The sequence below is a fragment of the Clostridium isatidis genome (genome assembly GCF_002285495.1).
GTDB lineage: Bacteria > Bacillota > Clostridia > Clostridiales > Clostridiaceae > Clostridium > Clostridium isatidis.
This window is the reverse complement of sequence record NZ_CP016786.1, coordinates 1,891,053-1,917,518: the sequence shown is the minus strand read 5'-3', so window position 1 is coordinate 1,917,518 and position 26,466 is coordinate 1,891,053. Positions and strand designations below refer to the sequence as shown.

Genomic DNA, 26,466 nt, shown 5'->3' with positions numbered 1-26,466 from the left:
GAAAGATTATAAAAGTAATTAATTCAAATAGGGGGCGGAAATATGAAAAAAGAGTTTTCAATTAGTAATGACAAAGTATTAATTAACTTTTCTGCTAATTATTGTAGTACTTTTGAAGAACTTGTAGAAAGTAGTGGTTTTAAAAGGGTAATAGAAAGTTATATAAAGAATGCAAAAAAGAAGGTAACTCTAAATTGGAGATATTTGAAGAAAAGCTTGCAAACAGAAGATGTAAGCATAATTACAAAGAAATTATGCAAAGTTTTTAAATATTGCACTGTTATGAGTGTAGACGAAATTATAGAGATAAATGATTTTTATAGTGAGTTATTTAAGGAAAGAGATCAATTTATTAACCTAGTAGAAGAGTTATATTTATTTTGGAGAAAGTTAGAAAGATATACTATAATTCATACAAATAAGAAACAAGAAGGATTATCATCAGTAAATTTTACACAAGCAAATTCAGCTTTATCAAATTTAATATTAAAGTTATATAGAAAAATAGAAAAAAATACTTTAGGATATAAGCCTAATGTATTTAGACAAATTCCAGTAGGAGGAAATGCTTCTCTAAAGGTTAACAAAATTTTATGGCCAATACCAAATGGCTACGAAATTTTAGAAGATATAGAATTTATTGATGCTATATTATTAGAAACACCGTTTATTACTTATCCTAAGAAAAATACTAGAAGTGGTATGTTTAAAGAGATAAGTTATAACCCTTTAAAAGAAGCAACATTAAATAAAGATCATTGGTTCTGCTATCCAGCAAAAGTTGGGGAATTAATTGCCTTTATTTATTTCCATAGAGATTTTATGCATCATGGAATAACCTTATGTAACTTATTTGAAATGGCTAGATGTGAAGAATATAGAGGAAAAAAACCAGATTTAGTATTTGTGTTTGGAGCAAGAGATAAGGGTGAAGAAAAGAAAACTGTATTCTATGATGATAAAGAAAATGAAATTATGTTAGGATATATTACCTATAGTGATGAAATAGATTATTTTGGATATATGAAAAAAATGACATTAACATTACACAATTTAGTAATGATAAAAAGAGGATATTTACCAATACATGGAGCAATGGTAAGCATAGAATTAAAAGATGGAAAATCAGCTAATGTTGTAATTATGGGAGATAGTGGTGCTGGAAAATCAGAAAGTTTAGAAGCCTTTAGAACTTTAGGTGAAGATTATATTAGTAACATGACAATAATATTTGATGATATGGGTAAATTTAAAGATATAGATGGAAAAATAAAAGGATATGGTACAGAAATTGGAGCCTTTGTAAGGTTAGACGATTTAGATGCTGGATATGCTTTTAAAGAACTAGATAGAAGTATTTTTATGAATCCAGATAAGATTAATGCAAGGCTTGTAATGCCTGTTTCACCATATAAAGAAATTATTAAAGGATATGATGTTGATTTATTCCTATATGCCAATAATTATACTGAAGTTAAAGAAGGAGAAAAATCAATTGAGTTCTTTAATAACCCAAGTGAAGCTATTGAAGTATTTAAGAAAGGTGCCAGAATAGCGAAAGGAACAACCTCTGAAAAGGGCTTAGTAGAAAGTTACTTTGCAAATCCATTTGGTCCTGCTCAGAAAATAAAAGAAACAGACATATTAATAGAAAAATATTTTGAAGCTATGTTTAAGAGAAATGTAAAAGTTGGTGAAATAAAAACTTGTTTAGGAATTGAAGGAAAAGAAAAAGAAGGACCAAGAAATGCCGCTATTGAATTATTTGAAATTATTAAAAGTTTAAAATAAAAAGAGCCTTTTAGGCTCTTTTTATTTATTTATCAGAGTTATTTACCCTTGAAAATAATGATAAACAATATAATCCTGCAATTCCTACTAAAGCATAAATTACTCTGCTTATTGCAGGCATAGTTGAAAATATGGCTTCTACTAGATTAAAATCAAAAAATCCGATTAGCCCCCAATTTATTGCACCAATAATAACTAATATTAATGCAATGTTATCTAATACTTTCATATTAACACCTCTTAATTTGATTATTTCTTTAGTATTTTAACCAAATTAAAAGATTTTATAACTAAATTGTAATATTTCTATCTATAGGTTGTTCTAGAGAGATTATTGTTTCAGTTCTTTGAATTCCGTCGATAACATTTATTTTATTAAGTAATATATCTTGTAAATCAGTAGTATTTTTACAAATTACTTTTGCAAATACTGAATAATCACCAGTTGTTAAATGGAGTTCAACAACTTCTTTTATTTTAGATAATTCTTCAAATACATTTCTAAAAGATGAAGTTCTATCTATATAAATACCAACAAAACAGCATACATCATAACCAAGTTTTGGTAAATCAAGCACTATCCTAGTGCCTTTAATTATTCCCATTTCCTCCATTTTTTTCATTCTTACATGTATTGTACCACCACTAACATGACATATTCTGGCGATTTCTAAATAAGGGGTTCTAGAATCTTTAATTAGTAGATCTAATATTTGAAGGTCTAATTCATCTAATTGGGGATGTTGATTAAGAGCCATAAAACCACTCCTTTTAACATATTTTTATTTATAAGTATATTTTATCAAATAATTAATTAAAATAGAAGTTAATTATAATAAAATTAATAAAAATATTATAATTGCTTAATTTTATTATATTTAAATTTTAATAGAAAAATATTTTTGAATAATACTAAAGTATTGAAAATGAATAGCTTTTCTTTTAATATAATATTAGTAGGATATTAAGGAGGAGTAGTATGACTGGATTTTTAGTAACTGCATTATATATAGTTATAATAGTTGCAGTAATGTTTTTATTAATGACATTAGGAAGAAAGTTTGTTTTTTCAAAAATTAGAGTTAATAAGTGGATTATACTTGGGATAACTATTTTATCTTTTGTATTACAATTTATAATTAATCCACAAAATTTTTGGTTGAAGAATTTATTTACGGTAGTAACTGTTTGGTTTTTCCTATGGTTTATGGAAATACAAACTACAGGGGGACCTAAAATAGAAAAGAAAATAGTAATAAGACCTAAAGCTAAGCCAAATAGAGTAAAACATTTAAAAGATCAAAATAAATAAGATACATAAAAGCTGTTTAAGAGTTAACTCTTAAACAGCTTTTTTATTATAAATTATCATCTTCTTCTATTGAAATGAAAATGGGAGAACTAAAAGATACTTTACTATTTTCTTGTATAATTTTTATTATAAACCATGTTTCTGAGCTTTCTCTTTTGTGCTCATAGAGATATTTAATGCTATTCAAATTAATTTCTTCTATCTTTTTTATTATGTTTCCTTGGTTAGAGATAATTTGAATTTCTCTAATTTTATATTTAATATCTTCGCAAAATATCATAAATCTAAGTTTTGTATTTAAAGGACTTATTGATTCTCCCATAAATTTATCATTGATAGTGAAATAAAATCTTAGATATCTAGATTCCGTAGAATAGGTACGCTTTTTTCTAAAGGCATCAATTATTTCTTTTGTAGATAAGGCATTGCAGATGCAGACAGTTAAATTTTCAGAGTCACCGAAATTCATTTTATGATTGTCCTGTCCATTTATAGCTCCAAGCTTCCATCCTGTATCTAAGAGACTAAAATAATATTTTTCATGCCTAGTATATTTACCATCAAGGCTTCCATTTCCTACTTCAATAGAAGTTATCATTTTATTTAAAATTGAATTATAAGGGAGTGTCTTAATATTTTTATGAGGATGATTTATGGAAATGAAAGCATCAGGATTGTTTAACATCCATAAAGTTAATATATTTAGATTTTTAATACTTCCTTTAAAAAAAGTTTCAGAATTTATTATATTAAAATCACCATATAAATTAGTTTTTGTTTCAAATCCTACTAGAGCTAAGAAATCATCATCTTTTTTTCTTATTTTTGAAGCATAATATTTTGTAGCTTGAAATTTATTATAAATATCATCTTTAATATGAACTTTATCAGATAAAAAGGAGTTATGGTCTGTTATTATCATAAAATTAAGTCCAGCTTTTCTTCCATATTCATAAGCTTCTAATGGAGAGCCTTTTCCAGTAGAAAAACTGGTATGACTATGAGGAATACCATAATAGTATTTTATATTATTTTTATCAAATCCTTTACTATGTTTATGTTTTTTTCTTCCCAAAATAAGCTCCTAAAATTATTATTTATTATATATATAGTATTTAATATCTATAAATAATGACAATAATATTAGTAAATGATAAAATAACTTTATTCAGTAAATTTAGTTTTAATAAGAAATTTTTACTTATTAAAAGGAGGAAAAATGATTAATATAGGAAGAAATAATATTTTAGAAGTTAAAAGAGAAAAAGATTTTGGATTTTATTTAGGTGATTATGGAAGAGATGAAGTGCTTTTGCCAAAATCAATGACAGAAAATAAAAAAATATCTATAGGAGATAAAATAGAAGTATTTGTATATAGAGATTCTAAGGATAGACCAATAGCTACTTTTAAGAAACCACTGGCAATGGTAGGAGATGTTGCATATTTAAAGGTTGCATATATTACTAACTTTGGGGCTTTTGTTGATATTGGATTAGATAGAGATGTTTTTGTACCGCTAAAAGAACAAAGATTTAAATTACATAAGGATAGCTACTATTTATTTTACATATATCTTGATAAGACAGGAAGAATTGCTGCTACCACGGATGTAGATAAATATATTATATTAGCTTCAGATGATAACAAAGAATATAAGGTAGGAGAAGAGGTTGTTGGTCAAGTTTATGCTAGGGGAGATAATGGAACGTTATTAATAGCAGTAGAAAGCAAGTATAGAGGAATTATATTACCTAATGAATATTATACTGATGTTTATCCAGGAACAGAATTGAAGTTAAGGATAAAAATAATTTATGAAGATGGTGTTATAGGATTAACTCCAAGAAAAACAAGATTATCTGAAAGAGAGAAAATCCAAGAGGAAATATTAAAGTATTTAAGAAAAAATGGGGGCTTTATGAACTTTAATGATAAGTCAAAACCTGAAGATATAAAAGCAACATTTAATACAAGTAAAAACTATTTTAAAATGGCTCTTGGAGGATTAATGAAAGAAGGAAAGATTGAACAAAATGAAGAAGGAACAAGACTTTTAGAAGGTAGAAAATAAAATTTTGTGAAATAAAACAACTTAAAATGTACAATGTAGTATGAAATTTGACATGAGATATAGTATAAATTTTCATAATAAAATATCCTACATTGTACATTTTTTAAAGTGTACTATAAAAAATTAAAATACCTCTTGACTTTAATAATTTAGCATGATAAAGTATTAAATAGATAAAGCAATAAGAAATTATTTTATAAGGGGTGTTATTAATGAAAAAAATAAAAAATATTGTTTTAGGAATTACACTTGGGGTTTTGGCATTTAGTTTAGTATCATGTGGAAATAATAAGTCTAAAGAAGCAAATACATTAGAAAAGGATAAACTTGTATTAGGCTTTGATGATACTTTTGTCCCAATGGGCTTTAAAGATGAAAATGGTGAATATGTTGGTTTCGATATCGAATTGGCAAAGGCAGTTGGTGAAAAATTAGGTAAGGAAATAACCTTTCAACCAATAGATTGGTCCATGAAGGAAACTGAACTTAATAATGGAAATATAGATTTTATATGGAATGGTTATAGTGTAACTGAAGAAAGAAAAGAAAAAGTTGCATTTTCAGATGTATATTTAGATAATAGACAAGTTATTATAACATTGGCAGATGCAGATATTAATAGTAAGAAAGATTTAGCTAACAAGGTTGTTGGAGCTCAAAATCAATCAAGTGCTGTTGATGCAATAGAAAAAGAACCTGAAGTTCTTAGCACTTTTAAGGATGGCAGTATTGTAACTTTCGATACTAATAATGATGCTTTTATGGATCTTGAAGCAGGGAGATTAGATGCTATTGTAGCAGATGAAATACTTGCAAAATACTATATTAAACAAAGAGGAGAAGAAAAATATAAAGTGTTAGCTGAAGACTTTGGTAAAGAAAGTTATGCAATTGGGATGAGAAAAAAAGATGAGGCTTTAGTGGATGCTATAAATAAAGCAATCGATGAATTAATTGAAGAAGGTAAGGCTACAGAAATATCAATAAAGTGGTTTGGTGAAGATATTGTAGTAAAATAGTGTTTTAGAAAGATAAGGGGTGTATTAGGTGGAAATATTAAATGAAATAATTGAAATTTTACCACAGGTATTAGAGGGATTTAAAGTTACAATCGAAATATTTATATTAACTTTAGTATTATCCCTTCCTTTAGGAGTAGTAGTAGCGTTAATTAGATTATCTAAAATAAAACTTTTAAAGGAAATATCTAAAATATATATTATTATTTTTAGAGGTACACCTCTTTTATTACAAATATTATTTATATTTTTTGGTTTGCCATTATTTAATATTACTTTTGATAGATTTCCTGCTGCAATTTTAGCAATGGTTTTAAATTATGCAGCATATTTTGGGGAAATATTTAGAGCAGGGATATTATCAATAGATAAGGGGCAGTATGAAGGGGCAGAAGTTTTAGGCTTAAGTAAGAGGGATACTTTTTTTAGAATAATATTGCCACAAGCATTAAAGAGAATATTTCCTCCAGTTTCAAATGAAGTAGTAACTTTAGTAAAAGATACCTCCTTAGTATATGTTGTTGGACTTGATGAATTATTAAAAATTGCTAAGATAGCATCAAATAGAATTTCTTCAATAATGCCTTTCGTAGTGGTAGGAATAGTATATTTGATTTTTAACGGGATAATAAGTAAGATCTTAGAATACTGTGAAGAAAAGTTTAATTATTACAACTAGGGAGTGAATATAGATGCTTAAAGTTATAGGATTAAAAAAGAACTTTGGAAATAAAGAAGTATTAAAAAATGTAATGTTAGAGATAAATAAGGGAGAAATCGCTGTTATTGTTGGCCCTTCAGGTAGTGGTAAAACAACTTTACTAAGATGTGTTAATGCTTTAGATAATTGTGATGAGGGTTCAATAGAAATAAATTCAAAAATTCTATGCAAAAATGGACTTTATAAGAAGAAACAAGAATTAAAAGAAATAAGAAAAGATATTGGGCTTGTATTTCAAAATTTTAATTTATTTCCTCATATGAATGTTATTGAAAATTTAATTGAAGCTCCTAAAAGGGTTTTAAATTTATCAGATCAAGAAGCAATAGAAAAGGCTAAAGAGATATTAAGATTTTTAGATTTAGAAGATAAAATAAATAGCTATCCTTGTGAGCTGTCAGGTGGGCAAAAACAGAGAGTAGCCATAGGAAGAGCTTTAGCCTTAAATCCTAAACTTATGTGTTTTGATGAACCAACTTCAGCTTTAGACCCAGCATTAACAGGTGAAGTAGCAAAATTAATTAAGCGCTTAGCTCAAAAAGGTATGACTATGCTTATAATAACCCATGATATGGATTTTGCAGAAAAAGTTGCAGATAAAATATATTCAATGAAAGAAGGAGAGTTATTAGAAGGGAATACTTTTAAAGCTAATTTATAATTTTTGATTTAGGCAGTATATTAAGTCAATGTTGTTATTAAGTATTTTATTCTTAAGATTACATGATTATCAATAAAATACTGGCACATAACTTTAATAAAAAGTGCTGTTACCTTATAGTTGTAGCAGCACTTTTTTTATTAAGAACTTGTAGTTTTTTCTTCAGAGATTCTATAAAATATTTTTAATATTTCATTAATTATTAGAGGTATTAATGAAATTAAAATTACTATTAACCAGTCTTTTATCGTTAATGAGTATACTTTAAATAATTTGGCTGTAAATGGAATTGTTATTATTGAATACTGTAGGGCTATTCCAAATACTATAGCTCCTATAAGCCAAGTATTTTTTAATAATCCAACTTGAATTATTGATCTAGTTTCATTTCTCATACTTAGTGAAAAGAATAATTGAGATACACTAAGTACTACAAAGGCCATGGTTTGAGCATGTCTTAATGATTCAGGATAAAGGTGCTCGCTATATAAGAAGGCAAATAAGGTAGTAGCTCCAATAAGAAGGCCGTTTATTACAACCATTAATCCAGATCTTCCAGCAAAAAGACTTTCATTAGGATTTCTAGGAGCTTTATTCATAACTCCTTTATCACCAGGATCAACGCCTAAAGATAAAGCTGGGAAACTATCTGTGATTAAGTTAACCCATAAAAGATGAATAGGTAATAAAGGTGTATCTAAATTAAATAAAATAGCAACGAATAAAGCAACTATTTCACCTAGATTACAGCTTAAAAGGAATAGTATTGATTTTTTTATATTTGTAAAAATATTTCTTCCTTCTTCAACAGCATTAACAATAGTTGTAAAATTGTCATCTGTAAGTATCATATCTGCAGCACCTTTAGCAACATCAGTTCCAGTTATTCCCATTGCTACACCGATATCAGCAGCTTGAAGGGATGGAGCATCATTTACGCCATCACCAGTCATGGAAACAATGTTCCCATGAGCTTTAAAGGCTTTTACAATTTTTACTTTGTGCTCAGGAGATACTCTAGCAAATACACGATAATTGTTTACTATCTTTGTAAAATCTTCATCATTATAAGTATCAATTTCAGCGCCAGACATTGCCTGGGAAATATCATTAGCTATACCAAGCTCTTTTGCAATTGCAATAGCAGTATTTTTATGATCACCAGTTATCATTACAGTTCGAATTCCAGCTTTTTTACTTATTTCTATAGAAGCTTTTACTTCCTCTCTAGGAGGATCAATCATTCCCATAAAACCAATAAAAATTAAGTCCTTTTCTAAAGAATCTATTGTTACATTTTCACTATCAATTATTTTATATCCTAAAGCAATTACTCTAAGAGCTTCATCAGATAAGGAATCTGAAGCTTTTAGTATTTTATCTTTTTCTTCTTGAGATAATTCTTTAATTTCTCTATTAATTAATATTTTATTTGAAATTTTTAATATATTATCAATTGCACCTTTAGTAAACACATTAAATTTATTACCATATTTATTTACTGTTGTCATTAATTTTCTATCAGAATCAAAAGGGATTTCATTTACTCTTTTATGTTCTTCTAATAAATCATCTTTAAATATTCCAACTTTATTTCCAACATCTACCAAAGCAATTTCGGTAGGATCACCAGTTTGAACACCCTCTTTTGAAGTTGCATCACTACAAAGAACCATACCTTCTATTAATAATTTACTTTCAGGATTTTCTTTATCTATTTCTTCTAAGCTTTTAATTTTATTATTTACAAAATATTTTTTTACTGTCATTTTATTAATTGTCAATGTTCCAGTTTTATCAGAACAAATAATATTTACTGAACCTAAGGTTTCAACAGAAGGTAACTTTCTAATAATAGCATTTTGCTTAGCCATTCTTTGTACACCTAGAGCAAGTACGATAGCAACTATTGCAGGTAATCCTTCAGGTATAGCTGCAACAGCAAGGCTTATGGATGTCATAAACATAGTAAGGAAATCTCGTCCTTGAAACATTGAAACAATAAACATAAGTATTGAAATTCCTACAGCTAAAAAACCTAAAGTTTTACCAAGCTTGGCTAACTTTTTTTGAAGTGGGGTAGTATTATCTTCCTCTGTATCCAACATCTTTGCTATTTTACCAATTTGAGTATCCATCCCAGTAGCAATAACTATTCCTATTCCTCTTCCGTAGGTAGATAATGTGGACATAAAAGCCATATTAGCTTGTTCTGCAACATGAAGGCTATCTCCCTCATTAATTATGTTAGCATGTTTTTCAACAGGTACAGATTCACCTGTAAAAGCTGATTCTTCGATCTTTAAATTGGCGGCTTCAACTAATCTTATATCAGCAGGAATATATCTACCTGCATCTATTACAACAATATCACCAATAACTAAATCAGAAGAATCAATTTCAAATATTTCTCCATCTCTTTTTACAACAGCCTTTGGAGTAGAAAGATTCTTTAATGCTTCTAATGCTTTTTCTGCCTTTGATTCTTGGACAACTCCAATAACAGCATTTATAATAATAACTAAAAGAATAATTAGTGCATCACTAACTTCGCCCAGGATTGCAGATATAATAGCTGCAACTAATAGAATATAAATCATTGGATCATTTATTTGTTCAAATAATAGCATGAACATTGATTTTTTCTTTTTTCCTTTTAGTTTATTTGGACCATTTTCTAGTAACCTTTTTTCTGCTTCTTCTTTTGAGAGACCATTTATAATATTTGTAGATAATTTTTTTTCTATTTCTTTTGCTTCTTCGTTAAACCACATTTAAATACCTCCATATTAATAATAAAAGAGTATAAAAAACCCTTATATATAATATATGATAGATAAAATAATAATGAATAATACATGGGAAAAAAAGGAGATAAAAATTGATTAAAGGAATTAAGATTTAATGATATAATATATTTATAGGAAGGGTGATATAATGGAAGTAGGAAGGATAAATAGAAAAGAACCAATAAAGGCAGAAAGAAAAGTTATATCAGAAAGAAAAGATTTTTCTCAAAGTTTTAATCAAGCAAAGCAAAGAAAATCTGAAGAAGAATTAAGAAAGATGATTGATGATATTCATAAGAGGGGAAATAGATTAGTAATAACTAAAACTTATGGGGATGTTATTGCATATAAAAAGTTAATAAAAGAATATCTTGAATCAATTTTAAAATTTATGTATGATACTAAAAAGGATGTTAGCTTTTGGCAAACTCAATATTTTATAACTGTTGAAACAATAGATCAAAAATTAGAAGAATTAACAGCAGCCTTATTAAATGGAGAAGTAGAAAATTTAAATATTGCAGCTTCTATTGATGAAATTCAAGGGCTAATTGTAGATATATATCGATAAATTAAAGTAACAATTGTATAACAGTTGTTATTTTATTTTTTTTAGTTTATAATGTAATAATAAATGATATTGAGAGTTATTATTAATTGCTAATCGCTATAAGGAGGGACAAAATGTTAAAAAAGTTTATAAGTTATTATAAACCCTATAAAAAGTTATTTTTCTTTGATATGACTGTAGCTTTAACAGCATCAGTTTGTGATCTTGTTTATCCAATGATGACAAGAACTTTAGTAAATGATAGTATTCCCAATAAGAATATTAGAATGTTAATAGTATTTGCTATTTCATTAATGGCAATATATTTAATAAAAGCTGCATGCAATTATTTTATGCAATATTATGGTCATGTTATGGGAGTTAAGATGCAAGGAGACATGAGGAATGATATGTTCTTACATTTACAAAAACTTCCTAATTCATATTTTGATAATAATAAAACTGGTGATTTAATGAGTAGAATGATAAATGATTTAATGGATGTATCTGAACTCGCTCATCATGGCCCAGAGGACTTATTTATTTCTTTAGTAATGATTATAGGATCTTTTATTATTCTTTGTACAATAAATATACCATTAACAGTATTAATTTTTGCTTTTATTCCTTTTATTGTTTATTTTAGCATGAAACAAAAAAATAGAATGCATGATGCATTTATGGAAACAAGAGTTGAGACTTCAGAAGTAAATTCAAATCTGGAAAATTCACTAGCAGGTATTAGGGTTACAAAAGCTTTTACAGCTCATTCTCATGAATTAATAAAGTTTAAAGAAGGAAATGAGAAATTTAAGAAAGCAAGGGCTAGGGCTTATAAGGTTATGGCACAGTATGGATCTGGTGTAGGTTTCGGTATAAATGTTCTGGATTATATTGTACTTATTGCAGGTGGAGTTTTTACTTATTTTGATCTAATTAATTTAGGAGATTTTTTTGCCTATTTACTATATATTAAATTATTTACTGAGCCAATTAAAAAGTTAGTAAGTTTTATGGAGCAATACCAAAATGGTATGACAGGATTTAGAAGATTTTTATCAATAATTAGTGAAGAAGCTGAAAAAGAAAAAGAAAATAGTATTGAATTAAAGAATATTGAAGGAAAAATAGAATTTAATAATGTAAGTTTCAGTTATGAAGATAAGTTAGTTTTAGATGGATTAAATTTGAAAGTAGAAAAGGGTAAAATGCTTGCTTTAGTTGGACCATCAGGGGGCGGTAAATCGACTTTCTGTAATTTAATACCAAGGTTTTATGATGTAGCAGAAGGAGATATATTAATAGATGGTACAAGTATCTATGATGTTACATTAGAGTCTTTAAGAAGAAATATAGGAATAGTTCAACAAGATGTTTTTTTATTTACTGGTACAATAAAAGAAAACATATTATATGGCAATCATAATGCAACTGATAAAGAAGTAATTGAGGCTGCTAAAAAAGCAAATATTCATGATTTTATAATGAGTCTTCCTAATGGATATGATACATATATTGGTGAAAGAGGAGTTAAATTATCAGGTGGGCAAAAGCAAAGAATTTCAATTGCTAGAGTATTCTTAAAAAATCCACCAATACTAATATTAGATGAAGCTACTTCAGCTTTAGATAATGCTACAGAGTATATGATACAGAAAGCTTTAGAGGAACTTTGTCATGGAAGAACGACAATTGTTGTTGCTCATCGATTATCAACTATTAAGAATGCAGATGAAATAATTGTATTAACTTCAGAAGGAATACAAGAAAGAGGAAATCATGAAAGTTTACTAGCTAATAATGGAATATATAAGAAATTATATCAATCTCAATTTAAAAATTTATCAATAGAAGATAAAGAAGAAATATTGACTGCATAATTAAATATTAATAAAATATAATTAAAATACCATACTGGGGTATAGAAATAGGGAGGAAATTATGATCAAAGATTTAAATGCTAAAGATTTTGAAACTGAAGTATTAAAAAATAACGGATTAGTTGTAGTTGACTTTTGGGCAAATTGGTGTGGACCCTGTAAAATGATGGCTCCTGTATTAGAAAGTGTATCTGAAGAATTCAAGGAAGTAAGCTTTACTAAAGTAGATGTAGATCAAAATGGAGCTTTAGCAGACCAATATGATATTTTAAGTATTCCAACTTTACTTATTTTTAAAGATGGAAATTTTTTAGATAAATTAGTTGGATTTACTCCCAAAGAAGTATTAATAGAAAAAATTAAAAAGAATTTATAAGGTAAGATAAAATGTACGATATTATAATAATTGGTAGTGGCCCAGCTGGATTATCGGCTGCTATAAATGCCAAAATAAGAAACAAAAGCTTTAAGATTTTTGGAAATAAGAATTTAAGTAATAAATTAGATAAAGCTCCTAAAGTGAATAACTATTTGGGTTTTTATGGAATAAGCGGTAAGGAAATTAGAAGTAAGTTTGAAGAACATATAAATGAGATGGAGATTCAAATTACAGAAGAGAGAGTAAATAATGTTTATGCTATGGGTAATTATTTTGCAGTTATGGTAAATGAAAAAGTTTATGAAGCAAAAACTGTTATCTTAGCAACAGGAGTAGAATATGGCAAGTACCTTGAGGGGGAAAAAGAATATTTAGGTAAAGGTGTTGGCTATTGTGCAACTTGTGATGCACCTCTTTATAAAGGAAAGACTGTAACAATTATAGCTTATAATGAGGAAGCAGAAGAGGAAGCTAACTTTGTATGTGAACTAGCCAAAAAGGTTTATTATGTTCCAATGTATAAAGGAAATTTTGATTTAAATAGCAGTATAGATATTATTAAAGATGAACCAATAAAAATATCAGGAGAATTAAAGGTTAAAAAGTTAATTTTAAAAGCTTCTGAAATAGAAACTGACGGAATTTTCATAATAAGAGATTCTTTATCACCTTCAGAATTAATGCCAGGCTTAAAAATTGAAGGGAATCATATAGCGGTTAATAGGCAAATGGAAACTAATATATCTGGCTGTTTTGCGGCAGGAGACTGTATAGGAAAGCCATACCAATATATTAAAGCAGCAGGAGAAGGTAATATAGCAGCATTAAGCGCTGTAAAATATCTTAATTTAATTGAATAATTCATATAATAAATATAGAAGTTTAAAAGGGCTCATATATGGGGTCCTTTTAATTATGTTTAGATTTTAATCTAATATATTCTTTAATACAGAGTATGTAAGTTTTTTAAGTATGGATGATACATTGTCCATAAAATCTAGGAGTAAAGGAATGTTCTTTTTCATATACTTTGTATTTATAATTACATGTCCCTTGTGATCTCCATTCATCAAATAATCTATCTTCCTTGAATTAGAGTTTTAATTGATAGGCTTGGTTAGAAATATTTTTTTGGAAAAGTACAAATATAAATATTTCTTTAAAGTATAATAAGTTTGTCCTAAAAATAGTCTTATTTTGATTCTATTAATTGGCTTTTTTCAAAGTAAGGTATTTAGATGTCTTAAAATTTACCAATAATTCAATTATAAGGGTTTACAATGTTTTTTAATATAGTTTTTAGGGTGATAAATTTAAAAATAACATTAAAATAAAAAGTAAATCACAAGGAATAATTTGTGATTTACTTTTATTTTTATTAATAAATTATTAAACTTATATTAATCTTTTATTAATTTATTCTCCCATAAGTTCATCTATAACTTCTTTAACAGTAGATATTTTATTTATCTTATATGCATTACTTCCACAGAAAATTAATCCATTATCTAAATCGCCTTTCACAGCATTAATGAGGGCAGAAGTGATGCAATATGGTGTAGAAGAAGGATTACATGGAATTAAGCAGTTGTAACATTTACTTATTTTTATTCTTTCTTTTTCGAGCTTTTCTAAAAATTTATTTTTAATAGCCCTTCCCGGCATTCCAACAGGACTTACAGTAAGTTTAATATCATCTTTCTTGCATTTTATATAAGCTTCTTTAAAATTAGGATGAGCATCACATTCTTCTGTGGCTACAAACTTTGTAGCCACTTGAACTCCATTTGCTCCAAGATTTAAATATTTTAGTACATCTTCATGATTAAATACTCCCCCTGCAACTATTACAGGTATTTTAGTATTAAACTCTTTTTCGAAAAGTTTAATTTCATCTATAATATCTAAAATATTATTATCAAAATTATTTATTTCCTTTTCAATATTATTAGTATTAAATCCAAGGTGTCCTCCTGCATTGGGGCCTTCTATAATTACTGCATCAGCGGTTCTATTTGAATGTTTTTTCCAGTAGTTTAAAATCACTTTTACGGCTTTTCTAGAGGAAACAATAGGGGCTATTTTAATTGCACTTCCTTTTGTAATTTCAGGTAATTTTAATGGAAGACCAGCACCAGATATTATTAAGTCTGCACCAGCAGCAATGGCAGCTTTAACATGCTCTGCATAGTTGTTTATTGCAACCATAATATTAACACCAATTATTCCTTTGGAACTGATTTCTTTCGCTCTTTTTATATGTTTATATAGACCGCGAAGATTTGCTTCAAGGGTATTTTTCTCGAAATCCTCTTCCAAGTATCCTGGATGCGCTGCAGAAATTACACCAATAGCACCATGTTTTGCAACGCTTCCAGCAAGATTAGATAGAGATACACCAACCCCCATCCCTCCTTGAATTATTGGGATTTTAGCTACTAAATCTCCGATTATTAATGGTTTTATCTTCATAATTAAACTCCTTTTATCAGATGAAATTTAATTTGATTATCAAAATATGTTCAGATAAATACTTTGATAATCAAAATATTATCAATAGTATAATCTAGTTTTAATAAAAACTCAATAACAAAAAAAGGATATTGAATGTTGACAAATTAAAAAAATAATATTATTATGGTCTTACTTTATAATAAGCTTACTTTGACAATCAAAGTATTTGTATGGAGGTGATATATTGAATTTAAAAGTAAGCGATAAGGTATTAATTTCAGTTTTTGCAGCATTAACAGCTGTTGGAGCATTTATTAGAATTCCAATCCCTTTTGTTCCTTTTACTCTTCAATTTTTCTTTTGTAGTATAAGCGGGATTTTATTAGGAGCTAAGAAGGGTGCTTTATCGCAAATTATTTATGTTTCAATAGGACTTATAGGATTACCTGTATTTACAAAAGGGGGAGGTCCTCAATATATTTTGGAACCTACCTTTGGTTATTTAGTTGGACTTATATTTTCGGCATATATAATCGGGAAGATAGCTGAAAAAAACAAAAAAGATCTTAAGAATGTTTTTTTGGCAAATATAGCAGGCATAATAGTAATTTATCTTATAGGAGTTCCATATTTTTATTTCATTAATAACTTCTATTTAGGAACTAACATGCCTATTAATTTAGCTATATATTATGGATGCTTTATTACTTTGCCTGGAGATATAATTAAATCATTAATTACAACAGTAGTAGGCGTTAATATAGCTTCTAAAATTAACATAAGAGTAGCTTAAAGAGGTTTTATATAAAATAAAACTTTGATTATAAAGATATTTGAATGTGAAATTTTGAAAATAAAAATATTTGTTAAGACCATTATTAAGTAATAAGTTTTGAAAAGAGGAGTTAAATGAAGGGAGTAAGAATAGTTGGTTTTGGCCATTACTGTCCTGAAAACATTGTTACCAATAAAGACTTAGAAAATATAGTAGATACAAGTGATGATTGGATAATAAAAAGAACTGGCATAAAGGAAAGAAGAATATCTAATGGTGAAGGAACTGTTGAATTAGCATATAAAGCTGCATTAGAAGCATTAAAAAATTGTAATTTAAGCAGTGAGGATATTGATTTAATAATAGTATCAACAATTTCACCAGATAGAATGATGCCGTCTACAGCTTGTAGTGTTCAGGGGCTTTTAGGGTGCAATAATGCTGCTGCTTTTGATTTATCAGCAGCTTGTTCAGGGTTCGTATATTCCATACTTACAGCATCTAGTTTGTTAAAAGCAACAGATAAAAAAAGAGCTTTAGTAATTGGAGCAGAAACATTATCTAAAATTATAGATTGGAGTGACAGAAGTACCTGTGTATTATTTGGAGATGGAGCTGGTGCTGCAATACTTGAAGTTTCTGATGAGGAAGATGGAATAATAAGTACATGTTTTTATGCTGATGGAAAACAAGGAGAAACTAGTTTGGTAGCTGGAGAGCTAGAACTTAATACACCTTTTGCAAAAGAAGCTATGGCTGAAAATATGTATATGACTATGAATGGCCGTGAAGTATTTAGGTTTGCAGTAACAGTACTGCCAAGTATAGTTAATGAATTGCTAGAAAAGGCTGGTGAGAGCATTGAAAATATTAAATATATTGTTCCTCATCAAGCAAATTATAGAATAATAAGTGAAGCTTCTAGAAGACTTAGAGTAAAAGATGATAAATTTTATGTTAATGTGGATAAATATGGGAATACATCAGGAGCAAGTGTTCCAATAGCTTTAAGTGAACTTTTAGAAAAAGGATTAATAAAAAGAGGAGATAAAATAATATTGGCAGCCTTCGGTGGAGGATTAACCTGGGCTGGAGCATTAATTAAACTTTAGGAGGATTTTAAAATGGTATTAGAAAAAATTAAGGAAATTATAGTAGATCAATTAGGTGTTAATGAGGAAGATATTAATTTAGAAACAAGTTTTATAGACGATTTAGGAGTGGATTCATTAGATTTATTTCAATTGGTAATGGAATTTGAAGATGCTTTTGGCATTAGTGTGGAAAATCCAGAAAATATTAAAACTGTAGGTGATGCAGTTAAATATATAGAAAGTGCAAAAGGGGAATAAAGCGGGGTAATTCTTATGAATAATAGAATTTGTAATTTATTAAATATAAAATATCCAATACTTCAAGGGGGAATGGCATGGGTTGCCGACAGCTCCCTTGCTGCTGCTGTCTCAAATGCAGGTGGTCTTGGAATAATAGCAGGAGCTAGTGCCCCTGCAGAAGTAATAAGAGAAGAAATAAGGAAGGCAAAGGAATTAACAGATAAGCCTTTTGGTGTAAATATTATGCTGCTTTCAGATAATGCTGATGCTTTATCTGATATTGTAATTGAAGAAGGAGTTAAGGTTGTTACAACTGGTGCAGGAAATCCAGGAAAGTATATTTCTAAATGGAAAGAAGCAGGAATAAAGGTTATACCAGTTGTTGCATCAGTTGCGTTAGCAAAAAGAATGGAACGAGCAGGAGCAGATGCAATAGTTGCTGAAGGTTGTGAGGCTGGAGGCCATATAGGAAAACTAACAACAATGGTTTTAGTACCTCAAGTTGTTGATGCTGTCAATATTCCAGTAATAGCAGCTGGAGGAATTGCTGACGGAAGAGGAGCAACTGCTGCTTTCGCCTTAGGGGCAAGTGGTATTCAGGTAGGAACAAGATTTTTAGTTGCTCATGAATGTACTATCCATGATAACTATAAGGAAGCAGTAATAAAAGCTAATGATATAGATACAGTTGTAACTGGAAGAAGTACAGGTCATCCGGTTCAAGTTATTAAAAATCAACTTGCAAGAGAGTACTTAAAACTTGAGGGCAAGAATGCTAAGGTGGAAGAATTAGAAGAATTGGCAAGAGGAGCTCTTAGAAAAGCTGTAAAAGATGGAGATGTTGAAAATGGATCACTTATGGCTGGTCAAATTGCAGGAATGATTAAAGAAAGACAAAGCTGTAAGGAAATTATAGAAGAAATGTTTGCAGAATATGAAACTTTAAGAAAGAACCTTTAATTAGGAGGAAATATGAAAACAGCATTTATTTTTGCAGGGCAAGGCTCTCAATATATAGGAATGGGAAAAGAATTATACGATAATATTTCAAAATCTAAAGAAGTATTTGATAAAGCAAATGATATTCTAGGATTTGATATAAAAGATCTGATATTTTGTGGAGAAAAAGAGCAATTAGATATTACAGAAAATACTCAACCAGCTGTATTAATCACTTCAATAGCAGCTAAAGAAGCTCTTGAAGAAAAAGGTATAAAAGCAGATGTTGTTGCTGGCTTAAGTCTTGGTGAATATTCAGCATTAGTAGCTTCAAAAGCTTTAAGTTTTGAAGAAGCTGTTTCATTAGTTAAAAAGAGAGGAAGATATATGCAGGAGGCAGTTCCAATTGGAGTTGGCTCTATGGTTGCTGTAATAGGTTTACCTTTAGAAAAAATAAAACTTGCTTTAGAGAAAGCAAGAGAAAAAGGAGTAGTAGAAATTTCTAATTACAATACCAATAATCAAATTGTAATTGGAGGAGAAAAAGAAGCTGTTGATTTAGCAAGAGAATTATGTTTAGAGGCTGGTGCTAAAAGAGCGATTGAGTTAAAAGTATCAGGGCCTTTTCATACATCATTACTTGATGATGCTTCAATTAAACTTAAAGAAGAGTTAGAAAATATTAATTTTAATAAACCTAATATTCAAATTATATCTAATGTAACAGCAGATTTTATAAATGATGCTAATGAGATTAAACCCCTTCTTTTTAAGCAGGTGAAATCATCTGTTAGATGGAGTGAAACAATTGAAAAGATGTTTGAAATAGGGGTTGATACTTTTATAGAGCTTGGACCAGGGAGAGTATTAAGCAGTTTTGTAAAAGAAATTAGTAGAGAAAAGGGAATTAAAGTTAAAGTTTTTAATGTTGAAGATTTGAAATCTTTAAATAAAACTTTGGAAGGGATAGGTTTATAATGGTTGAAAATAAAAATGCCATAATTACAGGTGGAACTAGAGGAATAGGAAGAGAAATTGCAAGAACATTAGCGCAAAACGGTGCTAATATTGCAATAAATTATAGAAATTATACTGAAGAAGTTGAAAAATTAGTTGAAGAATTAAAAAGCCTTGGAGCAAAAGTTCTTGCATCAAAATGTGATGTAAGCAATTCAGAAGAAGTTAATAACTTTGTTAAGGAAGTAAAAGAAGCTTTTGGTACTATAGATATTTTAGTAAACAATGCTGGTATAACTAAAGATGGACTTCTTATTCGTATGAGTGAAAAAGACTTTAATGATGTTATTGACATAAATTTAAAGGGAACATTTAATACGACTAAGGCTGTTTCATCGGTAATGATAAAACAAAGATATGGAAAAATAATAAATATTGCTTCTGTAGTTGGTATAGCAGGAAATGCAGGACAATGTAATTATGCTGCTTCCAAAGCAGGAATAATAGGTTTCTCAAAATCAGCCGCTAGGGAATTAGCTTTAAGAAATATTAATGTTAACTGTATAGCACCTGGTTATATTGATACAGATATGACCAAGGTTTTGCCAGATAAAATAAAAGAAGAGGTATTAAAGAGTATCCCTATGAAAAAAATGGGTGAACCAAAGGATGTAGCTAATTTAGCATTATTCTTAGCATCAAATTTATCTGACTATATTACAGGTCAAGTTATAAATGTTGATGGCGGAATGGTTATGCTTTAATAAGGAGAGGGAGTTATGAAAAGAAGAGTAGTTATAACGGGATTAGGAGCTGTAACTCCAATAGGTAATACTGTTGAGAGTTTTTGGAATGCAGCAAAAGAAGGTAAAAATGGAATAGATAAAATAACATTATTTAACACAGAGAATTTTAAAGTAAAAGTAGCAGCTGAAGTAAAAGATTTTAATCCAGAAGAAATTCTAGGAAAGAAAGAAGCTAAAAGAATAGACAGATACACTCAATTGGCATTAGTAGCAGCTAAGGAATGTATGAAAGATAGTGGAATAGAATTAGAAAAGGTAGATAAAGAAAGATTTGGAGTAATTTTTGGATCTGGTATCGGTGGATTAATTACTATGGAAAACCAAATTAGAACATTAGAAGTTAAAGGACCAAATAGAATTGCACCATTAACTATTCCTCAATCAATATCTAACATGGCTGCAGGAAGCATTGCTATAGAATTTGGACTTTTAGGCAGCTGTCTAAGTGTTACTACTGCATGTGCAACCTCAACTCATTGTATAGGAGAAGCTTATAGAAGCATAAAAGATGGATATTTAGATCGTGCAATTGTAGGAGGATCTGAAGCTTCTATATGTGAATTTGGAATAGGAGCCTTTCAATCTTTAACAGCTTTAAGTAAAAGTGAAGATCCTAATAGAGCATCTATACCATTTGATAAAGATAGAAATGGATTTGTTATGGGAGAAGGTGCTGGAGCTATAATTTTAGAAGATTTAGAAAGTGCGCTAACAAGAGGAGCCAAAATATATGCAGAAGTTGTAGGTTATGGAACAACTTGTGATGCATATCATATGACTGCACCTGCATCTGATGGAGAGGGAGCATATAGAGCTATGAGAGATGCAATTAGAGATGCAAATATAGAAGCAAAGGATATTGGTTATTTAAATGCTCATGGAACATCAACAAAAATAAATGATAAAGTTGAAACATTAGCAATTAAAAAAGCTTTAGGTGATTATGCAAAAGAGGTATTAGTAAGTTCTACTAAATCTATGACAGGTCATTTACTAGGAGCTGCAGGAGCAATAGAAGCAATAATTTGCATAAAGGCTTTACAAGACAATTTTGTACCAGCAAATATAAATTATGTAAATCATGACGAAGAATGTGATTTAAATATTGTAGCTAATGTTGGTAAAGAAGTGGAAATAGATTATGCCATGTCAAATTCTTTGGGCTTTGGTGGACATAATGGAACAATTATAGTTAAAAAGTGGAGGGGAAGATAATATGTTGAATTATGATCAAATACAAGAGCTGATTAAATCAATAGATGCTTCTTCTCTTAGAGTGTTCGAATTAGAGCTTCAAGGAACTAAATTAAGACTTAGTAAAAATAATGAAACTTTCAAGGAAAGCGTTAAAGAAATTAAAGAAGAAATAGAAAATTATGAAAGCATTCCTGGTGCAAGTATTAATAAAGAAGAGACAAAAGAAGATATTAAAATAGATAGTAAAAAGGAAGAAAATTTAAAAGTTGTAAAATCACCTTTAGTGGGAACCTACTATTCTTCTCCAGCTCCAGGAGAGAAACCATATGTAGAAGTTGGAAGCAAAGTTAAAAAAGGTGATGTTCTTTGTATAGTAGAAGCAATGAAAATAATGAATGAGATAACTTCTGATTATGATGGTGAAATAGTAGAAATTTTAAGAAGAGATGAAGACATAATTGAGTATGGAATGGAATTATTTAAAATAAGGTAGGTATAAATATGGATATAAAAGAAATTATGGAGATTATTCCTCACAGATATCCTTTTCTATTATTAGATAAGGTTGAAAGTATTGAGGAAAATAAAATAGTAGCAGTTAAAAATGTAACAATAAATGAATACTTTTTTCAAGGACATTTTCCAGAAGAACCTGTTATGCCTGGAGTTTTAATAGTTGAAGCTCTTGCTCAGGCTGGAGCAGTTGTACTATTAAAGAGAGAGGAATTCAAAGGGAAAATTGCTTATTTCGGTGGAATTAATAATGCTAAATTTAGAAAAGTTGTTAAGCCTGGAGATACTTTAAAGTTGGAAGTTGAACTTATTAAAATAAAAGGTCGTGCTGGAGTTGGAAAAGGGATTGCTTATGTAGATGGTAAAAAGGCTTGCGAAGCAGAATTAACCTTTATGGTTGGATAGTAAAAGAGGTGTTTTTATGATTAGAAAGGTTTTAATAGCTAATAGAGGGGAAATAGCTGTAAGAATTATTAGAGCTTGTAAAGAATTAGGAATAAAAACTGTTGCTATTTACTCAGAAGCTGATAAGGATGCTTTGCATACTCAGCTTGCAGATGAAGCTATTTGTGTTGGTAAGCCTAAATCAAAAGATTCATACTTAAATATAAGTAATATTATAAGTGCAGCAGTAATAACAAAATGTAATGCGATTCATCCCGGTTTTGGTTTTTTATCTGAAAATGATGAATTTGCAGCTATTTGTGAGGAATGTAATATTAAGTTTATAGGTCCTAAAAGCGAAACAATAAGCCTCATGGGAGATAAAGCAAGAGCAAGAGAAATAATGAAGAATGCAGATGTTCCTGTAATTCCAGGAAGTGATGGTGTTATTAAATCTATTGATGATGCATATAAGGAGGCTAAAAAAATTGGTTATCCTGTAATGATAAAAGCTGCTTTAGGCGGAGGCGGTAAAGGTATAAGAATAGTCAATAATGAAGATGAATTAGAAAAAGCATTTTTTACTGCAAAATCAGAAGCAAAAACAAACTTTGGGGATGATTCAATATACATTGAAAAATTTATAGAAAATCCACGTCATATAGAGTTTCAAATTTTAGGTGATGAGTTTGGAAATATTATTCATCTTGGAGAGAGAGATTGTACTATTCAAAGAAAAAATCAAAAGGTTTTAGAAGAAGCTCCTTCACCTATATTAAATGAAGAGTTAAGAAGAGAAATGGGAAGAGTAGCTATTAATGCAGCTAAAGCTGTTAACTATATAAATGCAGGAACGATTGAATTTTTAGTAGACAAATATAATAATTTTTATTTCATGGAAATGAATACAAGAATTCAAGTTGAACATCCTATAACAGAAATGGTTACTTCTATTGATATTGTAAAAGAACAGATAAATATTGCAAATGGAGGAAGATTATCTGTAGCACAAGAGGATATTGAAATTAAGGGGCATGCCATTGAATGTAGAATTAATGCTGAAAATCCTTATAAGGGATTTATTCCATCACCGGGAAAAATTAATTTGTTAAATTTACCTGGAGGTAATGGAATAAGGGTAGATACGGCTGTTTATCAGGGGTATGTAATACCTCCAACTTATGATTCTATGATTGCCAAATTAATAACCTATGGTAAGACTAGAAATGAGGCTGTTAATAAAATGCTTAGAGCATTAGAGGAATTTGTTGTTGATGGAATTGAAAGTAATATAGAGTTTCAAATTGAAATATTAAATAATGAAAAATTTCGCTTAGGAAACTATGATACTAGTTTTATAAGCAAAGAATATAATTTATAGTTGGTGAAAGTTATGCAGATTTTCAAGAAAAAACAATATGGTGTAATAAATTTACCTAAAGAGGAAGAAAAAGATATACCAGTAGTACCAGAAGGTTCTTGGGTAAAATGTAATAAGTGCGGGAAAATTTTATATAAAAAGTCTTTAGAAGAAAACCTTAATGTATGCACTAATTGCAATCATTATTTTAGGTTAGGAAGTTACGAAAGATTAGCTTTAATTTGTGATAAGGGAAGCTTTAAAGAATTTAATAAAGATATGGCAACAAAGAATCCAATGAATTTTCCAAACTATGAAGAAAAAATTAAAGCTAATCAAGAAAAGAGTGGAAACATGGAAGCAGTTGTAACTGGTGAATGTGAAATTGGAGGAAATAGAGCAATTATTGCAGTTATGGACTCAAACTTTCTAATGGGAAGTATGGGTACGGTTGTAGGAGAAAAAATTACTTTAGCAGTAGAAGAATCTACAAGGAGAAAGCTGCCAATAATTATTTTTACAGCTTCTGGTGGGGCTAGAATGCAGGAAGGAATATTATCTTTAATGCAGATGGCTAAAATAAGTAGTGCTTTAGCTAAGCATAATGAAGAAGGATTATTATATATATCAGTTTTAACTGATCCAACTACTGGTGGAGTTACAGCAAGTTTTGCAATGCTTGGAGATATTATTCTTTCTGAGCCAAAGGCTTTAATAGGTTTTGCAGGAAGAAGAGTAATAGAGGGAACTATAAAGGAAAAGCTTCCAGAAGATTTTCAAAGTGCAGAGTTTTTACTTGAGCATGGCTTTGTGGATAATATTATAGAAAGAAAAGATTTAAAAACGGTTCTTTCAACTTTATTAAAACTTCATAAAAGTAAGGAGGTGTAGTTGTGGTTAAAAAGGTAAAAGCTTGGGATAGATTAACAATAGCAAGAATGATAGAAAGACCAACTACACTTGATTATATAGGAAAAATATTTTCAAATTTCTTTGAGTTACATGGAGATAGGTATTTTAGAGACGATAAATCTATTGTAGGGGGTATAGCTACCTTAAATACTAAGCCGGTAACTGTAATAGGAATACAAAAAGGAAAAAATCTTAAAGAAAATATTGAAAGAAACTTTGGCTGTCCAAATCCTGATGGGTATAGGAAAGCATTGCGATTAATGAAGCAGGCAGAAAAATTTAATAGGCCTATTATATGCTTTATTAATACATCTGGAGCTTATTGTGGCGTTGAAGCAGAAGAAAGAGGACAGGGAGAAGCTATTGCAAGAAATTTAATTGAAATGGCAAGAATAAAAGTTCCTATAATTTCAATAATAATAGGAGAAGGTGGAAGTGGTGGTGCATTAGCTTTAGCTTGTGGTGATAGAGTTTGGATGCTTGAAAATTCAGTTTATTCCATTCTTTCTCCAGAAGGTTTTGCATCCATTTTATTTAAAGATCCTTCAAAGTCTCAAGAGGTTGCAGAAATTATGGGAATTACATCTTATGAGCTTTTAGAAAAAGGTGTAATAGAAAAAATAATAAAGGAACCGAAGGGTGGAGCTCATAAAAATATAAATTTAGTTGCAGCATCTATAAAAGAAGAATTAATTAAGGAGTTAAAAATACTAGAAAGTAAAACAAAAGAGGAGCTTTTAGAAGAAAGATATAAAAGATTTAGGAAATTCTCTTAGAATAAAACTCTAAGAGAAATTTCACCAGATACAATTTTTTCTATATTACTATTTTGATCTTTTACAAGTAAAGCTCCATCTTCTAAAATATCGATAGGAATAACAATCTTTGTTTTATCCTTATATTTAAGGTTAACTTTTTTGTTTAATACAAAGGAGTTAGCCTTATATTTATTTAAAATAAACTTTTTATTTCCATCTATAAATTTATTAAAATAATTTTCAAAATTAAAAATAAATAATTTTAATATTTTATATCTATCATATTCTTTACCAGTTGCTATTTTAAGAGAAATGGCTTTTTCTTTTAATTCATCACTAAAATCTTCTTTGTTTAAATTTACATTTATACCAATTCCGATTATAACATATTCTAATAATTTATTATTATTAATTTTAGATTCAATTAATATACCAGAAAGTTTTCTATCATTAAGTATAATATCATTTGGCCATTTTATAGCTGTATTTATAGAGAAGGCTTTTAAGGTATCATTTAAAGCTACAGAAGTTAATAAGGTTAAAAAACTTAATTCATTTATGGGGATAGAAGGTTTTAATAAGATTGAAAACCAAAGGCCTGTTCCTTTTGGAGAATAAAAGTTTCTACCTTTTGTACCCCTACCAGCTGTTTGAGCATCGCTTACTATAACAGTTGTTTTAGAAAAACCTTGTTCAGCTATATATTTGCAATAATTATTAGTAGAGTCTATTTCATCAAAAAAAATAAAATTAATACTAGGAAATAATCTATTAAATTCTAATTTCATATTATCACCAAGCCTTTACATTACTACTAATATTTTAAGCATATATTAATTTTTTGTCTATATTTTAGAAAATAATAAAACATTATAAAAATTCATTTTAATAAGAAGTGTTT

At 28.8% G+C, this 26,466-nt stretch carries 28 protein-coding genes; 22 read left to right on the top strand and 6 right to left on the bottom strand.

Going from position 1 to position 26,466, the window contains the following annotated elements:
* Nucleotides 1-42 precede the first annotated feature (42 nt).
* Complete coding sequence (locus tag BEN51_RS09100; RefSeq protein ID WP_119865756.1) at nt 43-1,791, top strand: phosphoenolpyruvate carboxykinase (ATP); 1,749 nt, start codon at nt 43-45, stop codon at nt 1,789-1,791.
* 25 nt (nt 1,792-1,816) lie between these two features.
* Here the strand turns inward: BEN51_RS09100 and BEN51_RS09095 are convergent, their stop codons facing one another.
* Both BEN51_RS09095 and BEN51_RS09090 read right to left on the bottom strand, forming a co-directional pair.
* Nucleotides 1,817-2,020: a DUF378 domain-containing protein gene (locus tag BEN51_RS09095; RefSeq protein ID WP_119865755.1), complete on the bottom strand. Its 204-nt coding sequence runs from the start codon at nt 2,018-2,020 to the stop codon at nt 1,817-1,819.
* 61 nt (nt 2,021-2,081) lie between these two features.
* Nucleotides 2,082-2,549 (bottom strand): Lrp/AsnC ligand binding domain-containing protein, encoded by a 468-nt coding sequence (locus BEN51_RS09090; protein ID WP_119865754.1) that lies wholly within the window; start codon nt 2,547-2,549, stop codon nt 2,082-2,084.
* A 221-nt stretch (nt 2,550-2,770) separates the two neighbouring features.
* Here BEN51_RS09090 and BEN51_RS09085 point away from each other — a divergent pair, with 221 nt between their 5' ends.
* Nucleotides 2,771-3,103, top strand: coding sequence for a hypothetical protein (locus BEN51_RS09085; protein WP_119865753.1), 333 nt, complete (start codon nt 2,771-2,773; stop codon nt 3,101-3,103).
* Between the two features lie 46 nt (nt 3,104-3,149).
* Here the strand turns inward: BEN51_RS09085 and BEN51_RS09080 are convergent, their stop codons facing one another.
* Complete coding sequence (locus tag BEN51_RS09080) at nt 3,150-4,178, bottom strand: CehA/McbA family metallohydrolase (RefSeq protein WP_119865752.1); 1,029 nt, start codon at nt 4,176-4,178, stop codon at nt 3,150-3,152.
* 144 nt (nt 4,179-4,322) lie between these two features.
* Between BEN51_RS09080 and BEN51_RS09075 the strand changes: the two genes are divergently transcribed.
* From BEN51_RS09075 to BEN51_RS09060, 4 genes are all read left to right on the top strand, one after another.
* On the top strand, nt 4,323-5,177 hold the full coding sequence (locus tag BEN51_RS09075; protein ID WP_119865751.1) for a CvfB family protein: 855 nt from the start codon (nt 4,323-4,325) through the stop codon (nt 5,175-5,177).
* A gap of 212 nt (nt 5,178-5,389) precedes the next feature.
* Nucleotides 5,390-6,196: an amino acid ABC transporter substrate-binding protein gene (locus tag BEN51_RS09070; RefSeq protein WP_119865750.1), complete on the top strand. Its 807-nt coding sequence runs from the start codon at nt 5,390-5,392 to the stop codon at nt 6,194-6,196.
* 34 nt (nt 6,197-6,230) lie between these two features.
* The gene (locus tag BEN51_RS09065) at nt 6,231-6,875 is read left to right on the top strand and encodes an amino acid ABC transporter permease (RefSeq protein ID WP_119866605.1); all 645 of its coding nucleotides are present in this window, start codon (nt 6,231-6,233) and stop codon (nt 6,873-6,875) included.
* A 13-nt stretch (nt 6,876-6,888) separates the two neighbouring features.
* Nucleotides 6,889-7,578 (top strand): amino acid ABC transporter ATP-binding protein, encoded by a 690-nt coding sequence (locus BEN51_RS09060; protein WP_119865749.1) that lies wholly within the window; start codon nt 6,889-6,891, stop codon nt 7,576-7,578.
* 140 nt (nt 7,579-7,718) lie between these two features.
* On the opposite strand, the gene BEN51_RS09055 is transcribed toward BEN51_RS09060, so the two are convergent.
* Complete coding sequence (locus BEN51_RS09055) at nt 7,719-10,352, bottom strand: calcium-translocating P-type ATPase, PMCA-type (RefSeq protein ID WP_119865748.1); 2,634 nt, start codon at nt 10,350-10,352, stop codon at nt 7,719-7,721.
* A gap of 163 nt (nt 10,353-10,515) precedes the next feature.
* Between BEN51_RS09055 and BEN51_RS09050 the strand changes: the two genes are divergently transcribed.
* The 4 genes from BEN51_RS09050 to BEN51_RS09035 all read left to right on the top strand — a co-directional run bounded on the left by BEN51_RS09050 (nt 10,516) and on the right by BEN51_RS09035 (nt 14,036).
* A complete protein-coding gene (locus BEN51_RS09050; RefSeq protein WP_119865747.1) occupies nt 10,516-10,938 on the top strand; it encodes a YaaR family protein in 423 nt (140 codons plus the stop codon).
* Nucleotides 10,939-11,051: 113 nt separating this feature from the next.
* Nucleotides 11,052-12,797, top strand: coding sequence for an ABC transporter ATP-binding protein (locus tag BEN51_RS09045; protein ID WP_119865746.1), 1,746 nt, complete (start codon nt 11,052-11,054; stop codon nt 12,795-12,797).
* Nucleotides 12,798-12,858: 61 nt separating this feature from the next.
* Nucleotides 12,859-13,173 (top strand): thioredoxin, encoded by a 315-nt coding sequence (trxA, locus tag BEN51_RS09040; protein ID WP_119865745.1) that lies wholly within the window; start codon nt 12,859-12,861, stop codon nt 13,171-13,173.
* Between the two features lie 11 nt (nt 13,174-13,184).
* The gene (locus BEN51_RS09035) at nt 13,185-14,036 is read left to right on the top strand and encodes an NAD(P)/FAD-dependent oxidoreductase (protein ID WP_119865744.1); all 852 of its coding nucleotides are present in this window, start codon (nt 13,185-13,187) and stop codon (nt 14,034-14,036) included.
* Between the two features lie 556 nt (nt 14,037-14,592).
* Here the strand turns inward: BEN51_RS09035 and BEN51_RS09030 are convergent.
* Nucleotides 14,593-15,648: an NAD(P)H-dependent flavin oxidoreductase gene (locus tag BEN51_RS09030; protein WP_119865743.1), complete on the bottom strand. Its 1,056-nt coding sequence runs from the start codon at nt 15,646-15,648 to the stop codon at nt 14,593-14,595.
* A gap of 226 nt (nt 15,649-15,874) precedes the next feature.
* On the opposite strand from BEN51_RS09030, the gene BEN51_RS09025 reads away from it, so the two are divergent.
* The 12 genes from BEN51_RS09025 (at nt 15,875) to BEN51_RS08970 (ending at nt 25,583) form a co-directional block, all read left to right on the top strand.
* A complete protein-coding gene (locus BEN51_RS09025; RefSeq protein ID WP_119865742.1) occupies nt 15,875-16,423 on the top strand; it encodes a biotin transporter BioY in 549 nt (182 codons plus the stop codon).
* Nucleotides 16,424-16,539: 116 nt separating this feature from the next.
* Entirely contained in the window at nt 16,540-17,517 is a 978-nt protein-coding gene (locus BEN51_RS09020; RefSeq protein ID WP_119865741.1) for a beta-ketoacyl-ACP synthase III, read from the top strand.
* A 12-nt stretch (nt 17,518-17,529) separates the two neighbouring features.
* Nucleotides 17,530-17,757: an acyl carrier protein gene (gene acpP, locus BEN51_RS09015; RefSeq protein WP_119865740.1), complete on the top strand. Its 228-nt coding sequence runs from the start codon at nt 17,530-17,532 to the stop codon at nt 17,755-17,757.
* Nucleotides 17,758-17,772: 15 nt separating this feature from the next.
* A complete protein-coding gene (gene fabK, locus BEN51_RS09010) occupies nt 17,773-18,699 on the top strand; it encodes an enoyl-[acyl-carrier-protein] reductase FabK (protein ID WP_119865739.1) in 927 nt (308 codons plus the stop codon).
* 12 nt (nt 18,700-18,711) lie between these two features.
* Nucleotides 18,712-19,656: an ACP S-malonyltransferase gene (gene fabD, locus BEN51_RS09005; RefSeq protein ID WP_119865738.1), complete on the top strand. Its 945-nt coding sequence runs from the start codon at nt 18,712-18,714 to the stop codon at nt 19,654-19,656.
* The gene (gene fabG, locus BEN51_RS09000) at nt 19,656-20,399 is read left to right on the top strand and encodes a 3-oxoacyl-[acyl-carrier-protein] reductase (protein ID WP_119865737.1); all 744 of its coding nucleotides are present in this window, start codon (nt 19,656-19,658) and stop codon (nt 20,397-20,399) included. Before fabD ends, fabG begins: the two co-directional genes overlap by 1 nt.
* 15 nt (nt 20,400-20,414) lie before the next feature.
* Nucleotides 20,415-21,656 (top strand): beta-ketoacyl-ACP synthase II, encoded by a 1,242-nt coding sequence (gene fabF, locus BEN51_RS08995; RefSeq protein ID WP_119865736.1) that lies wholly within the window; start codon nt 20,415-20,417, stop codon nt 21,654-21,656.
* A gap of 1 nt (nt 21,657) precedes the next feature.
* Nucleotides 21,658-22,131, top strand: a complete 474-nt coding sequence (accB, locus tag BEN51_RS08990) for an acetyl-CoA carboxylase biotin carboxyl carrier protein (protein WP_119865735.1) — start codon at nt 21,658-21,660, stop codon at nt 22,129-22,131.
* A gap of 8 nt (nt 22,132-22,139) precedes the next feature.
* Entirely contained in the window at nt 22,140-22,556 is a 417-nt protein-coding gene (gene fabZ, locus BEN51_RS08985) for a 3-hydroxyacyl-ACP dehydratase FabZ (RefSeq protein ID WP_119865734.1), read from the top strand.
* Between the two features lie 16 nt (nt 22,557-22,572).
* Complete coding sequence (locus BEN51_RS08980; RefSeq protein ID WP_119865733.1) at nt 22,573-23,916, top strand: acetyl-CoA carboxylase biotin carboxylase subunit; 1,344 nt, start codon at nt 22,573-22,575, stop codon at nt 23,914-23,916.
* Between the two features lie 12 nt (nt 23,917-23,928).
* Nucleotides 23,929-24,786: an acetyl-CoA carboxylase, carboxyltransferase subunit beta gene (gene accD / locus BEN51_RS08975; protein WP_119865732.1), complete on the top strand. Its 858-nt coding sequence runs from the start codon at nt 23,929-23,931 to the stop codon at nt 24,784-24,786.
* A 2-nt stretch (nt 24,787-24,788) separates the two neighbouring features.
* Complete coding sequence (locus BEN51_RS08970; RefSeq protein ID WP_119865731.1) at nt 24,789-25,583, top strand: acetyl-CoA carboxylase carboxyltransferase subunit alpha; 795 nt, start codon at nt 24,789-24,791, stop codon at nt 25,581-25,583.
* Here BEN51_RS08970 and BEN51_RS08965 read toward each other — a convergent pair.
* On the bottom strand, nt 25,580-26,353 hold the full coding sequence (locus BEN51_RS08965) for a biotin--[acetyl-CoA-carboxylase] ligase (RefSeq protein ID WP_119865730.1): 774 nt from the start codon (nt 26,351-26,353) through the stop codon (nt 25,580-25,582). The two genes, BEN51_RS08970 and BEN51_RS08965, sit on opposite strands and share 4 nt — an antisense overlap.
* Nucleotides 26,354-26,466 lie beyond the last annotated feature (113 nt).